A 22,200-nucleotide genomic window follows, 5' to 3' on the forward strand; every position below is an offset into this window, starting at 1 on the left:
CGTATCATGGCGGGCCACGACTTACCGGAGCCCCGCATGATCACCACGCCCGACTACCAGGCCCTGCTGCAGACCGCCATCGCCGAAGCCCGCCAGGGCCTGGCCGAAGGCGGCGTGCCGATCGGCGCGGCGCTGTACCACAACGACGGCCGCCTGCTCGGCTGCGGCCACAACCGCCGCGTGCAGGAAGGCGACCCTTCCGTGCACGGCGAGACCGACGCGTTCCGCAAGGCCGGCCGCCAGCGCCGCTACCAGGACACCATCATGGTCACCACCCTGGCCCCGTGCTGGTACTGCTCGGGGCTGGTGCGCCAGTTCAACATCGGCACGGTGGTGGTGGGCGAATCGCGCACCTTCCAGGGCGGCATCGACTGGCTGCGCGAAAACGGCGTCAACGTGATCGATCTCGACAGCCAGGAATGCGTCGATCTGCTCGGCGGCTTCATTGCGCAGCATCCGGAGATCTGGAACGAAGACATCGGCGAATGAGCACCGCGCAGCGTACTGGTGAACCTGCTTAATGAACGCTTCAGTGCTGGCACGCCCTAGTGCCGGCAGCGTTTGCGGCGCTTACCGTGAACCCGTGCACAGTCAGCTGGACTGCCTGCACACGCTGCGGTAACACCTCATCCGCGCAGGGCGCCTAGGGTGGGGTTACCGGGACCTACTTCCCCGGCGGAGCCAGCCATGCGCGCGCACGCCGTACGCCCCACGCCCGACCCGATCCTCGCCGCCATCCGCACGCGCCTGCAGCAGCAGTTCGCGCTGCATCAGCGTGGCGCCCTGTTCTGGACGGCCTACCAGGGCCTGCAGCTGGAACTGGTACAGGGCCGTCCGCTCGACCACGAGCGCCTGTGCAACGCAATGGCCGACATGGCCGAAGAAATGGGCGCGGTCGAGCATGCGCAACTGATCGGCAATCGCAACGCTGGCTGCACATCTCCCTGACGCGGCATCCACTGCCGCTCAGGCCACACTGCGATGAACCCCCACTCCCATCCACTTCAACCGATTGGATCGACATGCACGCTGAAGTTCCCACCATTCCCCCGGTCATCAACGTAGACGCCGAGCTTGACCACTGGCGCCGCCAGCATGCCGACGGTGCACTGCCGCACAATTCGTTCGGCTCGTACGTACCGTGGATCAAGTTCGCCTGCGATTCGCTGATCACCCAGCCGCGCGCCAGCAATGCGCAGCGCGACGAGATGTTCCAGACCCAGTACGCCCTGCAGATCATGCCGCGCCTGAGTGAAGCCCAGGCCCGCGAATTCGTCGACCGCTGCTGGCAGCACGTCTACCAGACCAGCCGGGTGCGCCTGCAGGATGCTCCGCGCCTGCGCGCCTGAGCTGCACGGCCCCTGCACAAGGCACTGCCGATCATCCTCGTCACCTGGGTGGGACGACGACGATGAAAGCAAGAAACCTGTTCAATACGATCGCCAAGAAGGCCGCGGCCGCCACCGGTTCGCCGTGGACCTTCCTGGCTGCGGTCGCGATCGTGGTGATCTGGGGCATCAGTGGCCCGCTGTTCGGTTTCAACGACACCTGGCAGCTGGTGATCAACACCGGTACCACCATCATCACCTTCCTGATGGTGTTCCTGATCCAGCACACGCAGAACTCGGACACCGCGGCGATGCAGATCAAGCTCGACGAGCTGATCCGCGCGACGGCCGAAGCCAACAACGAACTGTTGGATCTGGAAGAACTGGACGAGGAACGACTGGAAGAGATCCGCCGCGAGTACGAGCGCATGGCGCGCGAAGCCGGCGACGCGCTGGCACGGGTGCGCGCCTGCCATGTCACCCGCCGCGACGATGAGGCGGTGTAGCAGGCCCTGGAATGACAATGCCGGCCAGCGGCCGGCACTCCCATCGATGATCGAGGTAGGTGCCAACCTTGGTTGGCACAGGGCCAGCCGCCTGCGCTGACGCATTCGTGCCAACCAAGGTTGGCACCTACCAGAAGCGCTGTTTACCCGCGCTCGTGCCAGCCGCCGCCCAGCACCTTGTACAACGTGATGCGGTTGGTCTGCTGGGCCAGCTGCGCCTGCAGCTGCGTCTGTTGCGCGGTGTAGGCGGTACGCCGTGCATCGAGCAGGGTGACGAAGCTGTCCAGGCCGGCGTCATAACGCGCCTGCGACAGGCGGTTGGCCTGTTCGGCCGCTTCCACCAGGCGCTGCTGTGAACTCACCTGCTCATCCAGGCTGACATTCAGCGCCAGCGCATCGGCGGTTTCGCGGAAGCCGACCTGGATCGATTTCTCGTACTGCGCCAGCGCGATATCGCGGTCGGCGTTGGCAATGGCCAGGTTGGCGCGCAGCTTGCCGCCCTGGAAGATCGGCAGGGTGATCTTCGGCAGGAAACTCCACACGCGGGTGCCGCTGTCGAACAGGTTGGACAGTTCGGTCGAACCACTGCCAATGCTGCCAGTCAGCGAGATGCTCGGGAAGAACGCCGCACGTGCTGCGCCGATGTTGGCGTTGGCGGCCAGCAGCTGGTGTTCGGCGGCCATGATGTCCGGGCGCTGCAGCAGCACATCGCTGGGCAGGCCGGCCGGCGGCGGTGCCAGCGCCAGCAGCTGCGGTTCGATGCTGTCCGGCAGCAGCGACGGATCCAGCTGGCCACCGGCCAGCAGTGCCAGCGCGTTGCGGTCCTGGGCCAGCTGCCCACGCAGGCGTGCGGCATCGGTGCGCGCGGTTTCCACCAGCGTACGGGTCTGGGTCAGTTCCAGTGCCGAACTGCCGCCGCGCTCATGGCGGGCTTCGGCCAGGCGCAGCGAATCCTCGTAGGTCTTCAGCGTGGCATCGGCGATCTTCAGCCGCTGTGCGTCGGCACCATAGGTCAGCCACGCCGTGGCGGTCTCGGCGACCAGGCTCAGCTGCGCATTGCGGCGGTTGGCCGCCACAGCGAAGTACTGCTGCAGCGCCGCCTCGCTGAGGTTGCGCACGCGACCGAACAGGTCCAGCTCGAACTCGGCCACGCCCACGCCCGCGGTGAACTGCTCGGTGACGCCGGCATCGGTGCCCTGGCGCTGCATCTGGCCGGTGACGGCCACGCCGGGTACGCGGTCGGCGCGCTGCACGCGGTACTGGCCGCGTGCGCGTTCCACGTTGAGCACGGCCACGCGCAGGTCGCGGTTGTTCTGCAGCGACTGGTCGATCACCTGCTGCAGTCGCGCGTCGGTGAAGAAGTCGCGCCAGCCCACGGCGGCAACATCGGCCACCTGGCCCTGCGCGGCCTCGGCCGGCCACTGCGCCGGAATGGCCGGCGCGACAGCGGTGTTCTTCGGCACCAGGGTGGAGCAGCCGGCCAGCGCGAGCGCGGCGGCAATGGAAAGGAACAGGGATGCACTTTTCATGGGTTGACTTCCATCGGTACTGCCGGATGGCAGGAGGTAGTGCCGGCCGCTGGCCGGCAACCTCGTTGGATTCACATCACGCGAGCAGTAGGTGCCGGCCAGCGGCCGGCACTACCGTTTCAGGTCACGTCGTGGACTTGCGCTTGAAAACGCGCTGCACCACGACGAAGAACAGCGGCACGAAGAACACGCCGAGCACGGTGCCGACGATCATGCCGCCGAGCACGCCGGTACCGATCGCCTGCTTGGCGCCGGAGCCTGCACCGGTGGAGATCGCCAGCGGTACCACGCCCATGCCGAAGGCCAGCGAGGTCATCACGATCGGGCGCAGGCGGTCGCGCACGGCGTGCATGATCGACTCGATCAGGCCCGCGCCCTTCTCCAGGTTTTCCTTGGCGAACTCGACGATCAGGATCGCGTTCTTGCTGGTCAGGCCCACCGTGGTCAGCATCGCCACCTGGAAGTAGATGTCGCGTTCCAGGCCCTTGAAGGTGTTGGCCAGCACCGCGCCGAGGATGCCCAGCGGGGCGGCCAGCAGCACGGCGGTCGGCACGCTCCAGCTTTCATACATCGCGGCCAGGCACAGGAACACGATCATCAGCGACAGCGTGTACAGCAGCGGCGTCTGCGAGCCGGCCTGGCGTTCCTGGTAGGACATCGCCGTCCATTCGATGCCGAAGCCTGCCGGCAGCTGCTTGGCCAGCTGTTCGATCTCGGCCATGGCATCACCGGAGGCGACGCCCGGGGCCGGTTCGCCCTGGATTTCCATCGCCGACACACCGTTGTAGCGCTCCAGGCGCGGCGAACCGTAGTCCCAGTGCTTGGTGGCGAATGCACTGAACGGCACCATCTCGCCCTTGTCGTTCTTCACCGACCAGAGGTCGAAGTCCTCCGGCACCATGCGGAACGGCTGGTCGGCCTGCACGAACACGCGCTTGACGCGGCCGCGATCGACGAAGTCATCGATGTACGAACTGCCCCACGCGGCGGCCAGGGTGCCGTTGATCTGGTCGATCGACAGCCCCAGCGAGGTCGCCTTGGCCGCGTCGATATCGATGCGGAACTGCGGCGTGTCTTCCTGGCCGTTCGGGCGCACGTTGGCCAGCTTCTTGCTGCCGGCGGCGAGCCCCAGCAGCTGGTTGCGCGCGGCCACCAGGGCCTCGTGGCCCTGGCCACTGTTGTCCTTCAGGAAGAAGGTGTAGCCCGAGGCGGTACCCAGTTCCGGAATGGCCGGCGGCGGGAAGGCGAAGATGAAGGCATCCTTGATCTGGCCCAGTGCCGCCATCGCGCGCCCGGTGATCGGCATCACGCCATTGTCGGCGTCACGCTCGCTCCAGTCCTTCAGCTTGACGAAGGCCATGCCCGCATTCTGTCCCATGCCGGCGAAGCTGAAGCCCTGCACCGAGAACACCGATTCCACCGCATCCTTCTCGTTCTGCAGGAAGTGGTTTTCCAGTGCCGTGATCGATTCCAGCGTGCGCTCCTGGGTGGCACCGACCGGTGCCTGCACCAGCGCCATCAGCACGCCCTGGTCCTCGTTGGGCAGGAACGAACTGGGCAGGCGCACGAACAGCACGCCCATCAGCACGAACAGCGCCGCCACGATGCCCATGAAACGCCACGGACGGTGGATGATTCCCCGCACGCCACGCTGGTAGCTTTCGCTGGTACGGTCGAAACCACGGTTGAAACCGTTGAAGAAGCGACCGGACCAGCCCTTGTGCGCGACGTGGTGCTCGCCCTTCTTCAGCGGCTTGAGCATGGTCGCGCACAGCGCCGGGGTCAGCACGATCGCCACCAGCACCGACAACGCCATCGCCGAGACGATCGTGGCCGAGAACTGGCGGTAGATCACGCCGGTGGAGCCGCTCATGAAGGCCATCGGCACGAACACCGCCGACAGCACCAGCCCGATACCCACCAGCGCGCCGGTGATCTGGCCCATCGACTTGCGGGTGGCCTCCAGCGGCGACAGTCCTTCCTCGGACATGATGCGCTCGACGTTCTCCACCACGACGATGGCATCGTCCACCAGCAGGCCGATCGCCAGCACCATCGCGAACATGGTCAGCATGTTCACCGAGAAGCCCAGCATCGCCAGCACGCCGAAGGTACCCAGCAGCACCACCGGCACGGCGATGGTCGGGATCAGGGTGGCGCGGAAGTTCTGCAGGAACAGGTACATCACCACGAACACCAGCACGATCGCTTCGATCAGGGTCTGCACCACGCCCTTGATCGATACGCGCACGAACGGGGTGGTGTCGTACGGGATCTCGGCCTTCAGGCCGGCCGGGAAGAAGCTCTTCATGTCCTGCAGCGCGGCATCCACGCCGGCTGCGGTGTCCAGCGCGTTGGCGCCGGTGGCCAGGGTGACCGCCAGGCCGCTGGCCGGCTGGCCGTTGTAGCGGGTGACGAAGTCGTAGGACTCGGCACCCAGTTCGACGCGGGCGACATCACCCAGGCGCAGTTCGGCACCGTCCTGCGCACCGCGCACGATGATGTTGCGGAACTGTTCCGGGGTCTGCAGGCGCGACTGCGCGTTGATGGTGGCGTTGAGCTGCTGGCCCTTGACCGACGGCGCACCGCCGAGCTGGCCGATGGCCACCTGGGCGTTCTGCGCCTTCACCGCTGCCGTCACTTCGGCAACCGACAGGCCGTAGGTGTGCAGCTTGTTCGGGTCCAGCCAGATGCGCATGGCGTACTTGCCACCGAACACCTGGATGTTGCCCACGCCCGGCACGCGGCTCAGACGGTCGACGACGTTGGAACCGACGTAGTCGGCGATGTCGTTGGCGTCCATGCTGCCGTTCTCGGACACGAACGCGATGACGTTCAGGAAGCCCGAGCTGGACTTGGCCACGTTGATGCCCTGCCGCTGTACTTCCTGCGGCAGCAGCGGCATGGCCAGCTGCAGCTTGTTCTGCACCTGCACCTGGGCGATGTCCGGGTTGGTGCCGCTCTCGAAGGTCAGGGTGATGGTGGCCTGGCCGTTGGACGAGCTGTTGGAGGAGAAGTAGATCAGGCCGTCAAGGCCCTTCATGTTCTGCTCGATGATCTGCGTCACCGAGTCCTCGACCACCTTGGCCGATGCACCCGGATAGGTGGCGCTGATTTCCACCGCCGGCGGTGCGACGTTGGGGTACATCGAGACCGGCAGCTTGAACAGGGCCAGGCCGCCGGCGAGCATGATGATGATGGCGATCACCCATGCAAAGATGGGTCGATCGATGAAAAAGCGTGCCATGGGGTTCTCCGCTTACTTCGCGTCGCCGGCCGGGGCGGCAGGCTGGGCGGCTGCCGCCGGCTTGGCCGGTGCAGCGCCCTTCTCGGTGGCCTTGACCGGCATGCCGGGGCCGATCTTCTGCAGGCCTTCGACAATGACCTTGTCGCCGGCCTTCAGACCGTCATCGACCAGCCACTTGTCGCCGACCGTGCGGCTGACCTTGACCGGGCGCACTTCGACCTTGTTGTCCTTGTCGACCACCATCGCCGTGGTGTCGCCCTTCGGATCACGGGCGATGCCCTGCATCGGCACCAGCACCGCATCGCTGCGCACGCCGCCGCCGATCACCGCACGCACGTACATGCCCGGCATCAGCAGGCCATCGGGGTTGTCCACCTTCACGCGCAGGCCGAAGCTGCCGGTGGCCGGATCGACGCTGACTTCGGAAAACTCCAAGGTGCCCTTGTGCTCGAAGGTGCTGCCGTCTTCCATCAGGATGCTGACCGGCAGGGTCTGGTTGTCCTGCAGGCGGCCGGCGGCCAGTTCGCGACGCAGCTGCAGCAGCTCGGCCGAGGACTGGGTCAGGTCGACATAGATCGGGTCCAGCTGCTGCACGGTGGCCAGCGCGTTGGCCTGGCCGGCGCTGACCAGCGCACCCTGGGTGACGCTGGACTTGCCGATGCGGCCGCTGATCGGCGCGGTGATGCGGGCGTAGCCGAGGGTGACGTTGGCCGCATCCAGCGAGGCCTTGGCGGCACCGACGTCGGCCTCGGCCTGCTTCTGCGCGGCCACGGCGTTTTCCAGGTCCTGCTGGCTGACCGCGTCGACCTTGGCCAGCTCGGTGATGCGCTTGGCGCTCAGGCGGGCGGCGTTGGCAGTGGCTTCGGCGCGGGCCAGCTGGGCGCGGGCGTTGTTGGCCTGGGCGCGGTAGCTGGCGTCATCGAGCTGGTACAGCGGCTCACCGGCCTTGACCATGCCGCCCTCGGTGAACAGGCGCTTGGCAACGATGCCGTTGACCTGCGGGCGCACTTCGGCCACCAGGAAGGCATTGGTGCGGCCCGGCAGTTCGCGGGTCAGGCCCACGGTCTCGGACTTCAGCGTGACCACGGTGACGTCGCCCGGGCCCTGTTCGGGGGCCTGGGGTTGGCCGCCACAGGCAGCCACGGTCGCGGCGATGGCCAGCGACAGCGCGAAGGGTCGGATTCGGCTCAGCAACATGACGGAAAGGCTCTTAGGGGAAGGAATCTCAAAAAACGCTGATACGGGCCAGAAGCGCCAGCAGACAACGCATGCCGGCGGTGAGTGGTAGCCAGAACGGCCTGCCACGCACACGACGGGAATGATGGGTGCGAAATATACATACATGCTTGTTTGTTTGTAAACCGGTACAATTCAGCCACGTTTCACCCGCACTCGTACCCACACCCATGGCCCGCAAGACCAAAGAGGACACCCAGGCAACCCGGGAAGGCATCCTTGACGCCGCCGAAGCCTGCTTCCATGAACACGGCGTGGCCCGTACCACGCTGGAAATGATCGGCGCCCGCGCCGGCTACACCCGTGGCGCGGTGTACTGGCACTTCAAGAACAAGGGCGAGGTGCTAGCCGCGATCGTCGAGCGCGTGCACCTGCCTTTCATGCAGGAACTGGAGCGCACCTCCACCGACCAGCGCGACACGCCGGTGCATGACCTGCGCGCGGTGATGATCCACTCGTTCATTGAGTTGTCCGAGGACGAGCGCCTGCGCAAGACCATGGAGATCATGCTGCGCAGCGATGCCTCGGCCGATACCAGGGTGCTGACCGAACTGCAGCAGGCCGGCTTCCGCGATGCGCTGGACCGCATGGAACGGGCGTTGCGTCGCGCCAGGGACCTGGGCCAGCTGCGCGACGGCGCCGACCCGAAGATCGCCGCGCGCATGCTGCACGCCACGGTGCTGGGCGTGCTGCATGGGGCGATGGTCGAACCGGAACTGATGGACCTCAAGCGCGACGGCATGCTCGCGCTGGACATGACCCTGGCCGCCTACGTGAAGGACGGCGTGTTCGTGCCCGGAACGGTGCCCGAGCCGTTGCCGGAGGCGTGAACCGGGTTGCAGCTGCCGCTGCGGCCCTGCACCCTCCCTGCTTCTCTCCGGAAACGCAGCGATGATCCTGGACAACGTGGTATGGGGCTTCATCGGCTGCGGCAGCGTCACCGAGAAGAAGAGCGGTCCCGCGCTGGCCGGCACGCCCGGTTCACGGGTGGCTGCAGTGATGCGCCGCAATGCGGTGCTGGCCGAGGACTACGCACGGCGCCATGCGATTCCCCGCTGGTACGCCGATGCTGATGCGCTCATCGCCGATCCGGAGGTGAACGCGATCTACGTCGCCACGCCGCCCTCCACCCACATGCAGTACGCGTTGCAGGCCATTGCGGCGGGCAAGCCGGTCTATATCGAAAAGCCCATGGCCATGGACCATGGCGAGTGCGAGCGCATCCTGGAGGCCAGCGCACGCAGTGGCGTACCGGTGTTCGTGGCCTATTACCGCCGCGCCCTGCCCCGCTTCGCGAAGGTCAAGCAGTTGCTGGACAGCGGCGCGATCGGTACGCCGCGCAGCGTGCGCGCGACCCTGCATCGGCCACACTCGGCGCATGCCACATCGCCGGACTTCTGGCGGACCAACCCCGCGATCTCCGGCGGCGGCCTGTTCGTCGATCTCGGCTCGCACACCCTGGACCTGCTCGACCATCTGCTGGGCCCGCTGAGCGATGTCAGCGGCCTGGCCAGTTCGCAGGCAGGCGCGTATGCGGTCGAGGACAGCGTCTCGATGTGCTTCCGCACCGGAACCGGTGCGCACGGCATCGCGCAGTGGAGCTTCTGTGCGTTCCGGCGCCAGGATGAAATCGAAATCACCGGCGACCGTGGGCAGCTGCGTTTTGCCACCTTCGAGGATGTTCCGGTGCTGCTGGAAACCGAATCCGGCGTGCAGACGTTCGAGATCCCGAACCCGCCGTCGATCCAGCAGCCGTTGATCGCCACCCTCGTGGACGAACTGCGCGGCCACGGACGCTCGCCCTCGACCGGCCTCAGCGCCGCCCGCACCAACGCGGTGATCGACCAGGTACTGCGGGCCTACCGCGCCAGACTGTGAATCCACGCCATGCGTGAATGCCCTTCGCGCCAAAAAAAGGCCGCCTTTCGGCGGCCTTGTGCATTACAGGATGTAGCGGCTCAGGTCCGGGTCCTGCACCAGCTCGCCCAGATGCGCATCGACGTAGGCACTGTCGATGGCCAGCGTCTCGCCGTCGCGATCCGGTGCCTCGTAGCTGAGCGAATCCAGCAGGCGCTCCAGCACGGTATGCAGGCGGCGAGCACCGATGTTTTCCTGGCGCTCGTTCACCTGGAAGGCGATCTCGGCCAGGCGCTCGATGGCATCGGCGGTGAAGCTGACCTTGACGCCCTCGGTGGCCAGCAGCGCTTCGTACTGCTTGGTCAGCGCGGCCTTCGGCTCGGTCAGGATGCGCACGAAATCGTTCTTGCTCAGCGCGCCCAGCTCCACGCGGATCGGGAATCGGCCCTGCAGCTCCGGAATCAGATCACTGGGCTTGGCCAGGTGGAACGCGCCCGACGCGATGAACAGGATGTGGTCGGTCTTGATCGTGCCGTACTTGGTGGACACGTTGGAGCCTTCCACCAGCGGCAGCAGGTCGCGCTGCACGCCTTCGCGCGACACATCGCCGCCGCCCACGTTATCGCCACGCTTGGCGACCTTGTCGATCTCGTCGATGAAGACGATGCCGTGCTGTTCGCAGGCTTCGATCGCCGCGGTGCGGATGTCGTCCTCGTTGACCAGCTTGCCGGCTTCTTCCTCGATCAGCAGCGGGCGCGCGGCCTTGATGGTCAGCGTGCGCTTGTGCGCCTTGGCACCGCCACCGAGGTTGGCGAACATCGACTTCAGCTGCTGGCCCATTTCCTCCATGCCCGGCGGGGTCATGATGTCCATGCTGACATTGGCGGCCAGGTCGAGCTCGATCTCACGCTCGTCCAGTTCGCCATTGCGCAGCATCTTGCGGAACTTGATGCGGGTCTCGTTGTCCTGCGCCGACGGCTCGTTGCGGGCCACGTCCGGATCGAAACCGATGCCACCGCTGCGACGCGGCAACAGCGCATCGAGGATGCGGTCTTCGGCACGCTCTTCGGCCTGCGTACGCACGCGCACCTTGGCCTGTTCGCGGTACAGCTTCACTGCGGTATCGGCCAGGTCACGGATGATCTGCTCGACGTCCTTGCCGACGTAGCCCACTTCGGTGAAACGGGTCGCTTCGACCTTGACGAACGGCGCGTTGGCCAGCGTGGCCAGGCGGCGCGCGATCTCGGTCTTGCCGACGCCGGTCGGGCCGATCATCAGGATGTTCTTCGGCATCACTTCATTGCGCAGCTCGGGCACCAGCTGCATGCGGCGCCAGCGGTTGCGCAGGGCGATGGCCACCGCGCGCTTGGCGTCGTGCTGGCCAACGATGTGCCGGTCCAGTTCCTGCACGATCTCGCGCGGGGTCATGGTGGCGGAGGAAACTTCGATCTTCGACATGGATGTGCTCACGGATTCGTTGTCGGTCGTGCCGGCCGCTGGCCGGCAACCAGGCACGCGCGTGGGGGATCATGAGGGTGCCGGCCAGCGGCCGGCACGACCCTCAGAGTTCTTCGACCACCACGTTGCGGTTGGTGTAGATGCAGATGTCGCCGGCGATGCCGATCGCCTCGCTGGCAATAGTGCGTGCGTCCAGTTCGGTGTGCGCCATCAGCGCGCGCGCAGCCGACAATGCATAGGAGCCACCGGAACCGATGGCGATGATGCCGTCCTCCGGCTCGATCACATCGCCGGTGCCGCTGATGATCAGCGAGGTTTCCTTGTCGGCCACCGCCAGCAGGGCCTCCAGCTTGCCCAGGCGGCGCTCGGTGCGCCAATCCTTGGCCAGCTCGACCGCCGCGCGCTGCAGCTGGCCGTGCTTTTCCAGCTTGGCCTCGAACAGCTCGAACAGGGTGAAGGCATCGGCGGCGGCACCGGCGAAGCCGGCCAGCACCTGGCCGTCGCGGCCCAGGCGGCGCACCTTGCGCGCATTGCCCTTCATCACGGTGTGGCCCAGCGTGACCTGGCCGTCGCCGGCAATGGCCACGTGCTCGCCGCGACGGACGCAGACGATGGTGGTGGCGTGGAAAACGTTGGGGTTCTGACTGGGGTCCATGCGGCCTCCGATAGCTGTTCACGGGACATGGGGACAGCGCCGGGTGCGATCAAGCCTGCGCGGATGGCTGCCGTTCAGCGCTTGGCGTGCGACGGCCGATCCGGATTCGGTTCGATCCCCCACGCGATGTACCAGTCTTCACCCTGCGTCTCGATCGGATGCTGGGTGCGGCCGGAGCCATTGCCGCAGGCCAGCGCATCGGCCGCGCAATAGCGGTCGCAGCCCCAGCAGATACGCTCGGGGTGTTTGGGATGCAACGGTATCGGCTTCGCCATGGCGGCGGTGTCCTCGTGGCCTGCGGCCACGGTGCGCCGGTTGCATCCGACCTGCCCTGATCCAGATCAAGGGCCGGCTATTCAGCCTTGTCGCCCTTGCTGCGGCGCTTGGCGCGTGGATGCGCGGCGTCGTAGACCTTGGCCAGGTGCTGGAAATCGAGGTGGGTGTAGATCTGCGTGGTGGCGATGTCGGCGTGGCCGAGCAGTTCCTGCACGCCACGCAGGTCACCGGACGATTCCAGGATGTGGCTGGCGAAACTGTGCCGCAGCATGTGCGGGTGCACGTGCTTGAACAGGCCCTGGCGCTGCGCCAGCTGGCGGATGCGGATCTGCACCGCGCGTTGGCTGATCGGCCCGTTGCGGCCGGGAAACACCGGCGAGGCCGGGCCGCCCCCGCTTTCCGCACGCCACGCCTGCAGTGCTTCGCGTGCCGGCCGCCCGAACGGTACCCGGCGCTGGCGATTGCCCTTGCCCATCACGTTGACCAGGCCGCTGGCGAAGTCCAGGTCGCGCCAGGTCAGCGCGCAGACTTCGCTCAGGCGCAGGCCCGAGGAATAGAACAGCTCCAGCAGCGCGCGATCGCGGCGGCCGAGTTCACCTTCCGGTTCCAGTTCGACCAGCTGCACCGCTTCGTCGGCATCGAGCACCTGCGGCAACCGCCGCGGTGCACGCGGCGCTTTCAGCGTCGCTGCCGGGCTGACCTCGATGCGGCCGTGCTTGAGCAACCACGCATAGAAACTGCGGCAGGCAGACAAGCGGCGCTGCAGGCTCTTGGCCGACAGCCCACGACGATGCTCATCGGCGACGAACTGGCGCAGCGTTTCGGCATCGAGCGCTTCCACGGCCATGCCACGGGGCTCGGCCCATGCCGACAGCGCGTCCAGGTCACGGCGGTAGGCGTCGAGCGTGTGCGCCGACATCCGCCGCTCCACCTGCAGGTGCTGCAGGAAGGCCTGTACCGCACTCATCGTCGTCGTGTCCTGCTCAGCCGGCGAAGCGGTTCAGGCCAGTGGCCAGGGCGTCGCCCATCATGCGCAGGAACAACGTGCCCATGCCCGGATAGAAGCGGTTCGGGTCATGGCTGCCGACTGCGATCAGGCCCACACCGGGCAGCGGCAGCAGTGCGGTGGTCTGCACTTCCTCGCTGCGCACGCCGTACAGCACGGCATTCTTTTCCGGTTGCAGGCGGCCGCAGATCGGCTCGCCGTCCTTCAGGCAATCGCGGAACGGACCCAGCTGCGGATCATCGGCGGCGATCACCTGCAGCCAGTCGGCCTGCTCCAGCCCGGCCACCGGCGTATGCACCACCAGCCGTACCAGATCGCCGGCGAAGTCTTCCTGCAATGAAGCGGCCATCGCGCGCAGGGTGTCGGCGGCGTTGTCCTGCTTCATCAGCGCCAGGGTCAGCTGGTGCGTGCGCACCGCCAGGCGTTCGTTGACCTGGGCGGTCGCGCCCAGGTCGGCCAACCGTCGTGCCAGCTCGCGGTTCTTCTCGCGCAGCACTTCCAGCTGGTAGCTGGCCAGCGACGCGGTCGGGCCGTCGTCACGCGGCACCACCAGGGTCAGGGCCAGGTCCGGGAACTGCTTGAGGAAGCCCGGATGCCGCCGCAACCAGGCGGCGACTTCATGGGCCCCGAGCTTGTCGACGGCTTCGGTCATGCGATCCACTCCCCTTCGAAGACGAATGCGGTCGGGCCCGCCATCACCACCGGCTGGCCATCGCCCGGCCACTGGATGCGCAGCTCGCCACCGGGCAGGCTGATGCGTGCATCACGCTGCAGCCGGCCGCGCTGCATCAGGGTGACGGCGGCGGCACAGGCGCCACTGCCGCAGGCCAAGGTTTCGCCGACGCCACGTTCGAACACGCGCAGGCGCGCATGGTCCGGGCCCATCACCTGGGCAAAACCCACGTTCACCGAGCGCGGGAACGACGCGTGCTGCTGCAGCAGCGCACCCACGCGCTCGACCGGCGCCGCGTCGATCAGGCCCACTTCGATCACCGCATGCGGGTTGCCCATCGACACCGCGGCGAACCGCACGCTCTCGCCCTGCAGCGGCAGCAGGTACTCCTCGCGCGGGTGGGCAAAACCCACCAGCGGCACGTTGGACGGCTCGAACGCCGGCACGCCCATGGTCACCGCGAACTGGCCATCGCCCAGCACCTTCACTTCATGGCTGGCCAGCGGGCTGTCGATCACGAACACATCGCCCTGCGCACTGCCCTCGCGCACCAGCCACGCGGCAATGCAGCGCGCGCCGTTGCCGCACTGCTCGGAGTTGGAACCGTCGGCATTCCAGATCCGGTACGAGGCCACCGAACCGTCCGCACGCGGCGCTTCGAGGGTCAGGATCTGATCACAGCCCACGCCGGTATGGCGATCCGCCAGGCGCGCAGCCAGCTCGGGCGTCGGCGGCGCGGTGCCGTCACGCAGGTCGATCACTACGAAATCATTGCCCGCGCCATGCATCTTGCTGAAACGCAGGGCCGTGGAGCCGGCCTTACTCATTCCCGCCGTCCACCGGCTTGATCGGGTCCGGGGTGACCGAGGGGCTGCCGTCGCTGGTCGGCTGGGTCGCGGCCGGCGTGGCCGCCGGGGTCGCTTCAGGTGCAGCTGCCGGTTCGACGGTCTCTTCCACCGGCACCGGCTTCTGCGGCAGTACCAGCGGACCCTTGTTGCCGCAGGCGGCAAGGAACAGCAGCGAGGCCGCTGCCAGCGGAATCAGGATGACGTTTCGATGGGGGATCTTCATGCCCCGAGTATAGCCATTGGCGGCTGAGCGGTTGGTGCAGGGGATCGGGTTGCCGGCCAGCGGCCGGCACTACCGCAGGCGCTCAATCCACAGGTGGCGGCAACGGCCGCGTCCACAGCCAGATCGCCACCACGGTCATGCTGCCGATCGAAAACCACTTCACCCACGCGATCGGCACGCACCACAGCATGATGGCGGCACACACCGCCATGGTGATCGTGGCCATCCACTTGCCGTAGCGGCTGACCGCGCCATGCGCCTGCCAGTTGGCGATGGCGGGGCCGAAACGCGGATGCTGCAGCAGCCAGTTGTGCAGGCGTTCGGAACCGCGCGAGGCGGCCCAGGCCGAGATCAGGATGAATACGGTGGTCGGCAACCCCGGCACGAAGATGCCGACGATGCCGGTACCCAGGCTGACGTAGGCCAGCAGCCACCACGCCCAGCGGAAACGCACCACGCGCGGGGGCGCGGGGGCATCGCGAGGGGCGGAAGGATCAGGCGCGCTCATGGCCGCAAGGATACCGGTTCAGGGTGCCAGGCAACGCCCGGCACCCCGTTGCGATCACGGCTGGGCGATGCCCAGCTGCTGCAGCACGAACGCATACGACTCGGACAGCTCGCGGTAGCGCTGGAAGCGCCCCGACTTGCCGCCGTGGCCGGCTTCCATGTTGGTGCGGAACAGGATCGGGTAATGGCCGGTGTTGTCGTCACGCAGCTTGGCCACCCACTTGGCCGGCTCCCAGTACTGCACCTGTGAGTCCCACAGGCCGGTACCGACGAACAGCGCCGGATAGGCTTGCTTCTTCACGTTGTCGTAGGGCGAGTAGGACAGCATGTAGTCGTAGAACGGCTTCTGCTCCGGGTTGCCCCACTCGTCGTACTCATTGGTGGTCAGCGGAATGGTCGGGTCGAGCATGGTGGTGACCACGTCGACGAACGGCACCTGCGCCACCATCACCCGGTAATCCTGCGGCGCCTGGTTGGCCACCGCACCCATCAGCAGGCCACCGGCACTGCCACCGGAGGCGGCGACGCGATCCTTCGCCGCCCAGCCCTGCGCGACCAGGCCCCGGGTGACGTCGATGAAGTCGTTGAAGGTGTTCTGCTTGTGCAGCAGCTTGCCGTTCTCGTACCAGTCGCGACCCATCTCCTGGCCACCGCGGATGTGGGCGATGGCATACACCACGCCACGATCGAGCAGGCTCACCGCGGTCTGGTTGAAGTACGGGTCCATCGACATGCCGTAGCTGCCATAGGCGTACTGGAACAGCGCGCCCTTGCCGTCCTTCTGGTAGCCCTTGCGGTAGACCAGCGACACCGGCACCTTCACGCCATCGCGCGCGGTGATCCAGACGCGATCGGTTTCATACTTCGAGGCGTCATAGCCGATCACCGGCTGCACCTTCAGCTGGCGGCGCTCGCCGGTAGCGGTGTTCAGCTCGAACACGGTGGTCGGGGTGGTCATCGAGGTGTAGACGTAGCGCAGCCACGGTGTATCGGCCTCGGTGTTGTCGCCCAGGCCCATCGAATACGCCGGCTCGTCGGCCTTCACGTAATCGCTGCGGCCGTCCTTGAACAGCAGGCGGATGCGCTCCAGGCCTTCGGAACGTTCTGCGATGGCGGTGTAGCTGTCGAACAGCTCGAAGCCTTCGATGAACACCGCATCGTCATGCGCGATCCAATCCTTCCACTGCGCGCGCGAGGTGGCCTCGGTCGGCGCGGTGACCAGCTTGAAATTCTTCGCACCATCGTTGGTGCGGATCACCCAGCGGCCGTCGTAGTGATCGGCGTCGTACTCGACGTCGCGCTGGCGTGGTGCCAGCACGGTGAAAGTGGTCGGGTCGCTGGCCGGTGCGTAGCGCTCTTCCGAGGACACGGTGCTGTGCACGCCGATGGTGATGAAGCGATCGTCGCGGGTGCGGCCGATGCCCATGTAGAAGCTGTCGTCCTTCTCTTCGTAGACGACGCTGTCGGCGCTGGCCGGGGTGCCCAGCACGTGCTTCTTGACGCGCACGGTCAGCAGGGTTTCCGGATCGTTCTCGACGTACAGCACGGTGCGGTTGTCGTCGGCCCAGACCAGGTCGCCGGAGCTGCCGGTGATCACATCGGGCAGCACCTTGCCGGTGGCCAGGTCCTTGAAGCGGATCGTGTACTGGCGACGGCCGACGTCGTCGTCGGCCCAGGCCAGCAGCTGGTTGTCCTGGCTGACTTCCATCGAGCCGACGCTGAAGTAGCCCTTGCCGGCGGCCATCGTGTTGACGTCCAGCAGGATTTCCTCGGCCGCATCCATGCCACCCTTGCGGCGCGCATGGATCGGGTAGTCCTGGCCGGTCTCGAAGCGGCTGTAGTACCAGTAGCCGCGCTCGCGCGCCGGCACGCTGGAATCGTCCTGCTTGATGCGGCCGACGATCTCCTTGTACAGGGTGTCTTCCAGCGGCTTCAGCGGTGCCAGCAGCTGGTCGGCGTAGGCATTCTCGGCCTGCAGGTAGGCCAGCATGTCCTTGTTCTCGCGCTTGTCGTCGCGCAGCCAGTAATAGTCGTCGTTGCGGGTCGCGCCGAACGGCGCCTTGACCACGTGCGGATGCTTGGCGGCATCCGGCGGAACGGGCGGAGTGGCAGCGGTAGCGGTGGTGGTCATCAGGCTGGCAAGCAACAGGCAGAGGGTGGATTTCATGAGATAGGGGTCCTGGTGCGGTTACGCAATGGCGTCCTTGGCAGAGGTAGAGTCGAGCTTGCTCGACTGACCGCAACAGCAGTCGAGCAAGCTCGACTCTACCACCGGAGTGGACAGTGCATCCCGACGTTGCCGGCCAGCGGCCGGCACTCCCCCCGGCGGCCGGCGTACCATGGGCGCATGAGTACCCTGCCCCACACGCCGGGCTACAGCCGGCGCAGCCATGAAATCGCCCCGTTCCACGTGATGTCCCTGCTGGCCCGCGCACAGGCGCTGCAGCAGGCCGGCCACGATGTGATCCATCTGGAGATCGGCGAACCGGACTTCACCACCGCCGAACCCGTGGTGCGCGCCGGCCAGGCCGCGTTGGCGGCCGGCCACACCCGCTACACCGCCGCACGCGGCCTTCCGGCCCTGCGCCAGGCCATCAGCGGCTTCTATCGCAGCCACTACGCGCTGGATATCGACCCCGAACGCATCCTGGTCACCCCGGGCGGTTCCGGTGCGCTGCTGCTGGCCAGCAGCCTGCTGGTCGATCCCGGCCGCCACTGGCTGCTGGCCGACCCGGGCTATCCCTGCAATCGCCATTTCCTGCGCCTGGTCGAAGGCGGCGCACAGCTGGTGCCGGTCGGCCCGGACACCGCCTATCAGCTGACCCCATCGCTGGTGGAACAGCACTGGAATGCCGACAGCGTCGGCGCGCTGGTGGCCTCACCGGCCAATCCGACCGGCACCGTGCTGTCCGCTGATGAACTGGCGGCACTGTCGCAGAGCCTGCACGCGCGCGGTGGCCATCTGGTGGTGGACGAGATCTACCACGGCCTGACCTACGGCCTGGATGCGCCCAGCGTACTGCAGGTGGACGACAGCGCGTTCGTGCTGAACAGCTTCTCCAAGTACTTCGGCATGACCGGCTGGCGGCTGGGCTGGCTGGTGGCGCCGCCGGCAGCGGTACCCGATCTGGAGAAGCTCGCCCAGAACCTGTACATCAGCGCGTCGAGCATTGCCCAGCATGCAGCGCTGGCCTGTTTCAGCGAGGAATCGATGGCGATCTTCGAGCAGCGCCGCGAAGCCTTCCGCCAGCGCCGCGACTTCCTGCTGCCCGCATTGCGCGAGCTGGGTTTCCGCATCGAAGTCGAGCCGCAGGGCGCGTTCTACCTGTATGCCGATGTCAGCGCGTTCACCGACGACGCGCAGGCGTTCTGTGCCCACTTCTTGGAAACCGAGCACGTGGCCTTCACCCCGGGCCTGGATTTCGGCTTCCATCGCGCCAACCAGCACGTGCGCCTGGCGTACACGCAGGAAGTGCCACGATTGCAGGAAGCGGTGGCACGGATTACGCGTGGATTGAAAAGCTGGGGGGCCTGATCACCCGGCGCGAACGGCATCCGCGCATGGAACCCAAAGAAAAACGCCGCCCGAGGGCGGCGTTTTTCATTCCATCACTTGCCGCCCAACCGCTCCCACAGGAAGCTGTAGGCCAGCGCGGACATATGCGCGGCCTGCGCGTTGTTGGCTGCGCCGCCGTGACCGCCTTCGATGTTCTCGTAGTAGGTCACGTCCTTGCCGGCGTCGATCATCTTCGCCGCCATCTTGCGGGCATGGCCCGGGTGCACGCGGTCATCGCGGGTGGAGGTGGTGAACAGCACCGGCGGGTAGTTCTTCTTCGCGTCGAACAGGTGGTACGGCGAGAAGGTCTTGATGAACTCCCAGTCACTGGTGTCCGGATTGCCGTACTCGGCCATCCACGAGGCGCCCGCCAGCAGATGGCTGTAGCGCTTCATGTCCAGCAGCGGCACCTGCACCACCACCGCACCGAACAGTTCCGGGTACTGGGTCAGCATGTTGCCGGTCAGCAGGCCGCCGTTGCTGCCGCCCTGCACGCCCAGGTGCTTGGCGGTGGTGATCTTGCGCTTGACCAGATCACGTGCCACCGCGGCCATGTCTTCATAGGCCTTGTGGCGGTTCTGCTTCAGCGCCGCCTGGTGCCAGCGCGGGCCGTACTCGCCACCGCCGCGGATGTTGGCGACCACATACACGCCGCCCTTCTCCAGCCAGGCGCGGCCCATGCCACCGGAGTAGCTCGGGGTCAGCGAGATCTCGAAGCCACCGTAGCCATACAGCAGGGTCGGATTGGAGCCATCCAGCTTCATCGCCTTGTCGTGCACCACGAAGTACGGCACGCGGGTGCCGTCCTTGCTGGTGGCGAAGTGCTGCTCGATCACCTTGCCCTTGGCATCGAAGAAGGCCGGCATGGTCTTCAGCGTTTCCGGCGGCTGGCCGATCTCGGCCAGGGCCAGCGTGGTCGGGGTCAGGTAGTCGGTGGCGGTCAGCCACACCGCGTCACTGTCGTTGCTGTCCACGGCGGCCACGCCCAGCGTGCCGAAGGCCGGCGCACCAACGAAGCGGCTGGTCTGCCAGCCATCGGCGCCCGGAGTCAGTACCGACAGGCGGTTCTTGACGTCGTCCAGCACGTTCAGCACCAGGTGGCTCTTGGTCCAGGTGGCACTGGCCAGCGAGGTGGTCGCGGTCGGGGTGAACAGCACCTCGAAGTCGCGCTTGCCGGCCAGGAAGTCGTCCAGCCGGGTCGCCAGCAGCGAACCGGACGCGTAGGTCTTGCCACCCACGGTCCACGGATCGCGCAGCTCCAGGGTCAGCCACTGCTTGTGCAGGCCCTTCTCGGCCGAGTTCGGCGCGTCGATCTTGGTCAGCGTGCCGTCGTCGCCACGCAGGTAGATCTCGTTGTTGTAGAACGCCAGCGTGCGGCTGACCAGGTTGCGCTCGAAACCCGGGGTGTCATCGTGCATCGCCGCGATGTACATGTCTTCCGGCTTGCCTTCGTACACCACGCTGGCCGAGGCCATCGGCGTGCCGCGCTTCCACAGCTTGGCCACCCGCGGATAGCCGGACGTGGTCATGGTGCCGGCACCGAAGTCGGTGTAGACGAACACGGTGTCGCGGTCGATCCAGTTCAGGCCACCCTTCGACTCCGGACGGAAGAAGCCATCCTTGATCCAGGTCTTGTTGGCCAGGTCGAACTCGCGGGTGACGTCGGCATCGGCGCCGCCGCGCGACAGCGCGATCAGGCAGCGGCTGTAGTCCGGACGCAGGCAGTCGGCGCCGTGCCAGACCCAGTTCTCACCCTCGGCCTTGTTCAGCGCGTCCAGGTCGAGCACGGTCTCCCACTGCGGCGAGGCCTTGCGGTACTCGGCCAGCGTGGTGCGCCGCCACAGGCCGCGCTCGTGCTGCTGGTCCTTCCAGAAGTTGTAGTAGTAGTCGCCGATCTTCTGCACGCCGGGGATCTTGGCATCGGAGTCGAGCACCTCGCGGATGCTGGTCTCCATCTGCTTGAAGGCCGGGGTCTGCGCCAGGCGCGCCTCGGACTTGGCGTTCTGTTCCTTGACCCAGGACAGCGGCTTGTCGCCGGTGACGTCCTCCAGCCAGGCGTAGCGATCGGTGTCTTCAGCGGCCACGGCGGTCCCCACCGAGGCAGCGGTCATCATGCCGGCCAGCAGGCAGGCGGAAGCGAGTCGTGACATTGCAGCTCCAGGCAGTCATAAGCCGTGGAACGCTAGCATGGAATGTCGCGGTCGCCCCCGTGTCGAAGGTCAGGCCGTGGCCGCCGGGCGGCGCCGACCGCGTGCAGCCGGAGCCGGACAGCGCCGTGCCTGTCCACCGGTACGCCGTGCCAGACGCAGCCATGACAGGCGTGGCAACGGGAAACGCAGCAGTGCCCAGCACGCCACCAGCGGCATGCCCACCAGCCACATCGGCAGCCAGCCCAGCCATGCGCTGCTACCGCGTGCGGCCGGCCAGACCAGCACCAGCGCCACGCCGGCCAGCGCCACCTGCTGCACGCCGCGCAGCAGGCGTGGATCGGCACGCTCGAAGATGACGCGTTCAGTTGCAGGGCGACGGACGGAACGTACGTTCATGGGGCTTCTCCGGTGGACAATGCAACACAGCGTGGGCAAGAGCCTTCTCACGGACTGCGACACCATTGACGGATCGCGTGCACACAGTCGACCATGCGCGTGCAAGCCCACTGGAGCCCGCTCCCGCATGACTTCGATCCGCCCGTTCTGCGCCGTGCTGCTGGCCCTGTCGCTGGCGGGCCCCGCCATGGCCGCCAGTGAGCCGCCGTCGCCCCGCGCCACCGGCGCGGCCGCTCTGGACGCGCCGATCGACCTGAAGCGCTTCATGGGGACCTGGTACGTAATCGGCCGCGTGCCGAACTTCATCGAACGTGGCCATGTCGCCAGCGTCAACGAATACGAGCTTCGCGACACGCACAAGGTCGGCATCACCTACCGCTACCGCGATGGCTTCGGTGAACCGGTGCAGGAGGTGCACGCACGCGCCAGTGTCGATCCGGACAGTGGCAACCACGGCTGGCGCACCTGGTTCTACCGTGTCGTGCCGACCCATTCGCGCGTGCTGGAAGTGGCCCCGGATTATTCCTGGGCGCTGATCGGTTACCCGGGCCGCGAGATGGCCTGGATCTTCGCGCGCAAGCCGGACATGGACAAGGCCCTGTACAAGGAGCTGGCCGATCGCCTGCGCGACGAGTACGGCGTGAATACCGACAAGCTCAAGCGCGTGCCGCAGCATCCCGACCAGGTCGGCAAACTGGGCTACGAAGTACCGAACGCGCGCTGAGCAAAGCGCCGCCGGGCATGGCCCG

The 22,200-nt window shown here is 66.7% G+C and carries 22 protein-coding genes; 8 read left to right on the forward strand and 14 right to left on the reverse strand.

The window, feature by feature from the left end; all coding sequences use genetic code 11:
- Positions 1-36 precede the first annotated feature (36 nt).
- The 4 genes from N440_RS15220 (at position 37) to N440_RS15235 (ending at position 1,834) form a co-directional block, all read left to right on the forward strand.
- A complete protein-coding gene (locus N440_RS15220; RefSeq protein WP_005411083.1) occupies positions 37-489 on the forward strand; it encodes a nucleoside deaminase in 453 nt (150 codons plus the stop codon).
- Positions 490-687: 198 nt separating this feature from the next.
- The gene (locus N440_RS15225) at positions 688-948 is read left to right on the forward strand and encodes a hypothetical protein (RefSeq protein ID WP_008266493.1); all 261 of its coding nucleotides are present in this window, start codon (positions 688-690) and stop codon (positions 946-948) included.
- Between the two features lie 74 nt (positions 949-1,022).
- On the forward strand, positions 1,023-1,349 hold the full coding sequence (locus N440_RS15230) for a hypothetical protein (protein WP_008266057.1): 327 nt from the start codon (positions 1,023-1,025) through the stop codon (positions 1,347-1,349).
- A gap of 62 nt (positions 1,350-1,411) precedes the next feature.
- A complete protein-coding gene (locus N440_RS15235; RefSeq protein ID WP_133935597.1) occupies positions 1,412-1,834 on the forward strand; it encodes a low affinity iron permease family protein in 423 nt (140 codons plus the stop codon).
- Positions 1,835-1,977: 143 nt separating this feature from the next.
- On the opposite strand, the gene smeF is transcribed toward N440_RS15235, so the two are convergent.
- The 3 genes from smeF to smeD form a co-directional block, all read right to left on the reverse strand.
- The gene (gene smeF, locus N440_RS15240) at positions 1,978-3,363 is read right to left on the reverse strand and encodes a multidrug efflux RND transporter outer membrane subunit SmeF (RefSeq protein WP_133935598.1); all 1,386 of its coding nucleotides are present in this window, start codon (positions 3,361-3,363) and stop codon (positions 1,978-1,980) included.
- Positions 3,364-3,487: 124 nt separating this feature from the next.
- A complete protein-coding gene (gene smeE, locus N440_RS15245) occupies positions 3,488-6,610 on the reverse strand; it encodes a multidrug efflux RND transporter permease subunit SmeE (protein ID WP_133935599.1) in 3,123 nt (1,040 codons plus the stop codon).
- Positions 6,611-6,622: 12 nt separating this feature from the next.
- A complete protein-coding gene (gene smeD / locus N440_RS15250; protein ID WP_008265543.1) occupies positions 6,623-7,807 on the reverse strand; it encodes a multidrug efflux RND transporter periplasmic adaptor subunit SmeD in 1,185 nt (394 codons plus the stop codon).
- 209 nt (positions 7,808-8,016) lie between these two features.
- Here smeD and smeT point away from each other — a divergent pair, with 209 nt between their 5' ends.
- Together smeT and N440_RS15260 are read left to right on the forward strand one after the other, a co-directional pair.
- Positions 8,017-8,676 (forward strand): efflux transporter SmeDEF transcriptional repressor SmeT, encoded by a 660-nt coding sequence (gene smeT, locus N440_RS15255; protein WP_133935600.1) that lies wholly within the window; start codon positions 8,017-8,019, stop codon positions 8,674-8,676.
- 61 nt (positions 8,677-8,737) lie between these two features.
- Positions 8,738-9,724: a Gfo/Idh/MocA family oxidoreductase gene (locus N440_RS15260; protein WP_133935601.1), complete on the forward strand. Its 987-nt coding sequence runs from the start codon at positions 8,738-8,740 to the stop codon at positions 9,722-9,724.
- Positions 9,725-9,787: 63 nt separating this feature from the next.
- Here N440_RS15260 and hslU read toward each other — a convergent pair whose 3' ends face one another.
- The 9 genes from hslU to N440_RS15305 form a co-directional block, all read right to left on the reverse strand.
- Positions 9,788-11,161 carry an ATP-dependent protease ATPase subunit HslU gene (gene hslU / locus N440_RS15265; protein WP_133935602.1) on the reverse strand — a complete coding sequence of 458 codons (1,374 nt, stop codon included), beginning with the start codon at positions 11,159-11,161 and terminating at the stop codon, positions 9,788-9,790.
- Between the two features lie 103 nt (positions 11,162-11,264).
- Positions 11,265-11,816, reverse strand: a complete 552-nt coding sequence (hslV, locus tag N440_RS15270) for an ATP-dependent protease subunit HslV (RefSeq protein ID WP_005411093.1) — start codon at positions 11,814-11,816, stop codon at positions 11,265-11,267.
- Positions 11,817-11,890: 74 nt separating this feature from the next.
- Positions 11,891-12,091: a DUF3079 domain-containing protein gene (locus tag N440_RS15275; RefSeq protein WP_024957056.1), complete on the reverse strand. Its 201-nt coding sequence runs from the start codon at positions 12,089-12,091 to the stop codon at positions 11,891-11,893.
- Between the two features lie 77 nt (positions 12,092-12,168).
- Positions 12,169-13,059, reverse strand: a complete 891-nt coding sequence (xerC, locus tag N440_RS15280) for a tyrosine recombinase XerC (protein WP_006471088.1) — start codon at positions 13,057-13,059, stop codon at positions 12,169-12,171.
- Between the two features lie 16 nt (positions 13,060-13,075).
- The gene (locus N440_RS15285) at positions 13,076-13,750 is read right to left on the reverse strand and encodes a DUF484 family protein (RefSeq protein ID WP_133935603.1); all 675 of its coding nucleotides are present in this window, start codon (positions 13,748-13,750) and stop codon (positions 13,076-13,078) included.
- Positions 13,747-14,598, reverse strand: coding sequence for a diaminopimelate epimerase (gene dapF / locus N440_RS15290; protein WP_133935604.1), 852 nt, complete (start codon positions 14,596-14,598; stop codon positions 13,747-13,749). The genes N440_RS15285 and dapF overlap by 4 nt, the downstream gene beginning before the upstream one ends.
- A complete protein-coding gene (locus N440_RS20500; protein WP_049456714.1) occupies positions 14,591-14,842 on the reverse strand; it encodes a lipoprotein in 252 nt (83 codons plus the stop codon). Before N440_RS20500 ends, dapF begins: the two co-directional genes overlap by 8 nt.
- Before the next feature lie 82 nt (positions 14,843-14,924).
- Complete coding sequence (locus tag N440_RS15300; protein ID WP_006471105.1) at positions 14,925-15,350, reverse strand: YbaN family protein; 426 nt, start codon at positions 15,348-15,350, stop codon at positions 14,925-14,927.
- Between the two features lie 54 nt (positions 15,351-15,404).
- Positions 15,405-17,516 carry a S9 family peptidase gene (locus tag N440_RS15305; RefSeq protein WP_133935605.1) on the reverse strand — a complete coding sequence of 704 codons (2,112 nt, stop codon included), beginning with the start codon at positions 17,514-17,516 and terminating at the stop codon, positions 15,405-15,407.
- 180 nt (positions 17,517-17,696) lie between these two features.
- Here N440_RS15305 and N440_RS15310 point away from each other — a divergent pair, with 180 nt between their 5' ends.
- Positions 17,697-18,884 (forward strand): pyridoxal phosphate-dependent aminotransferase, encoded by a 1,188-nt coding sequence (locus N440_RS15310; RefSeq protein ID WP_133935606.1) that lies wholly within the window; start codon positions 17,697-17,699, stop codon positions 18,882-18,884.
- A 74-nt stretch (positions 18,885-18,958) separates the two neighbouring features.
- Here the strand turns inward: N440_RS15310 and N440_RS15315 are convergent, their stop codons facing one another.
- Both N440_RS15315 and N440_RS15320 read right to left on the reverse strand, forming a co-directional pair.
- Complete coding sequence (locus N440_RS15315; RefSeq protein ID WP_133935607.1) at positions 18,959-21,055, reverse strand: prolyl oligopeptidase family serine peptidase; 2,097 nt, start codon at positions 21,053-21,055, stop codon at positions 18,959-18,961.
- Positions 21,056-21,124: 69 nt separating this feature from the next.
- Positions 21,125-21,451: a hypothetical protein gene (locus N440_RS15320; protein ID WP_133935608.1), complete on the reverse strand. Its 327-nt coding sequence runs from the start codon at positions 21,449-21,451 to the stop codon at positions 21,125-21,127.
- A 127-nt stretch (positions 21,452-21,578) separates the two neighbouring features.
- Between N440_RS15320 and N440_RS15325 the strand changes: the two genes are divergently transcribed.
- Positions 21,579-22,175 (forward strand): lipocalin family protein, encoded by a 597-nt coding sequence (locus tag N440_RS15325; RefSeq protein WP_133935609.1) that lies wholly within the window; start codon positions 21,579-21,581, stop codon positions 22,173-22,175.
- Positions 22,176-22,200: the final 25 nt, after the last annotated feature.

Source organism: Stenotrophomonas sp. CC22-02 (assembly GCF_004365115.1).
Taxonomy (GTDB): Bacteria; Pseudomonadota; Gammaproteobacteria; order Xanthomonadales; family Xanthomonadaceae; genus Stenotrophomonas; species Stenotrophomonas forensis.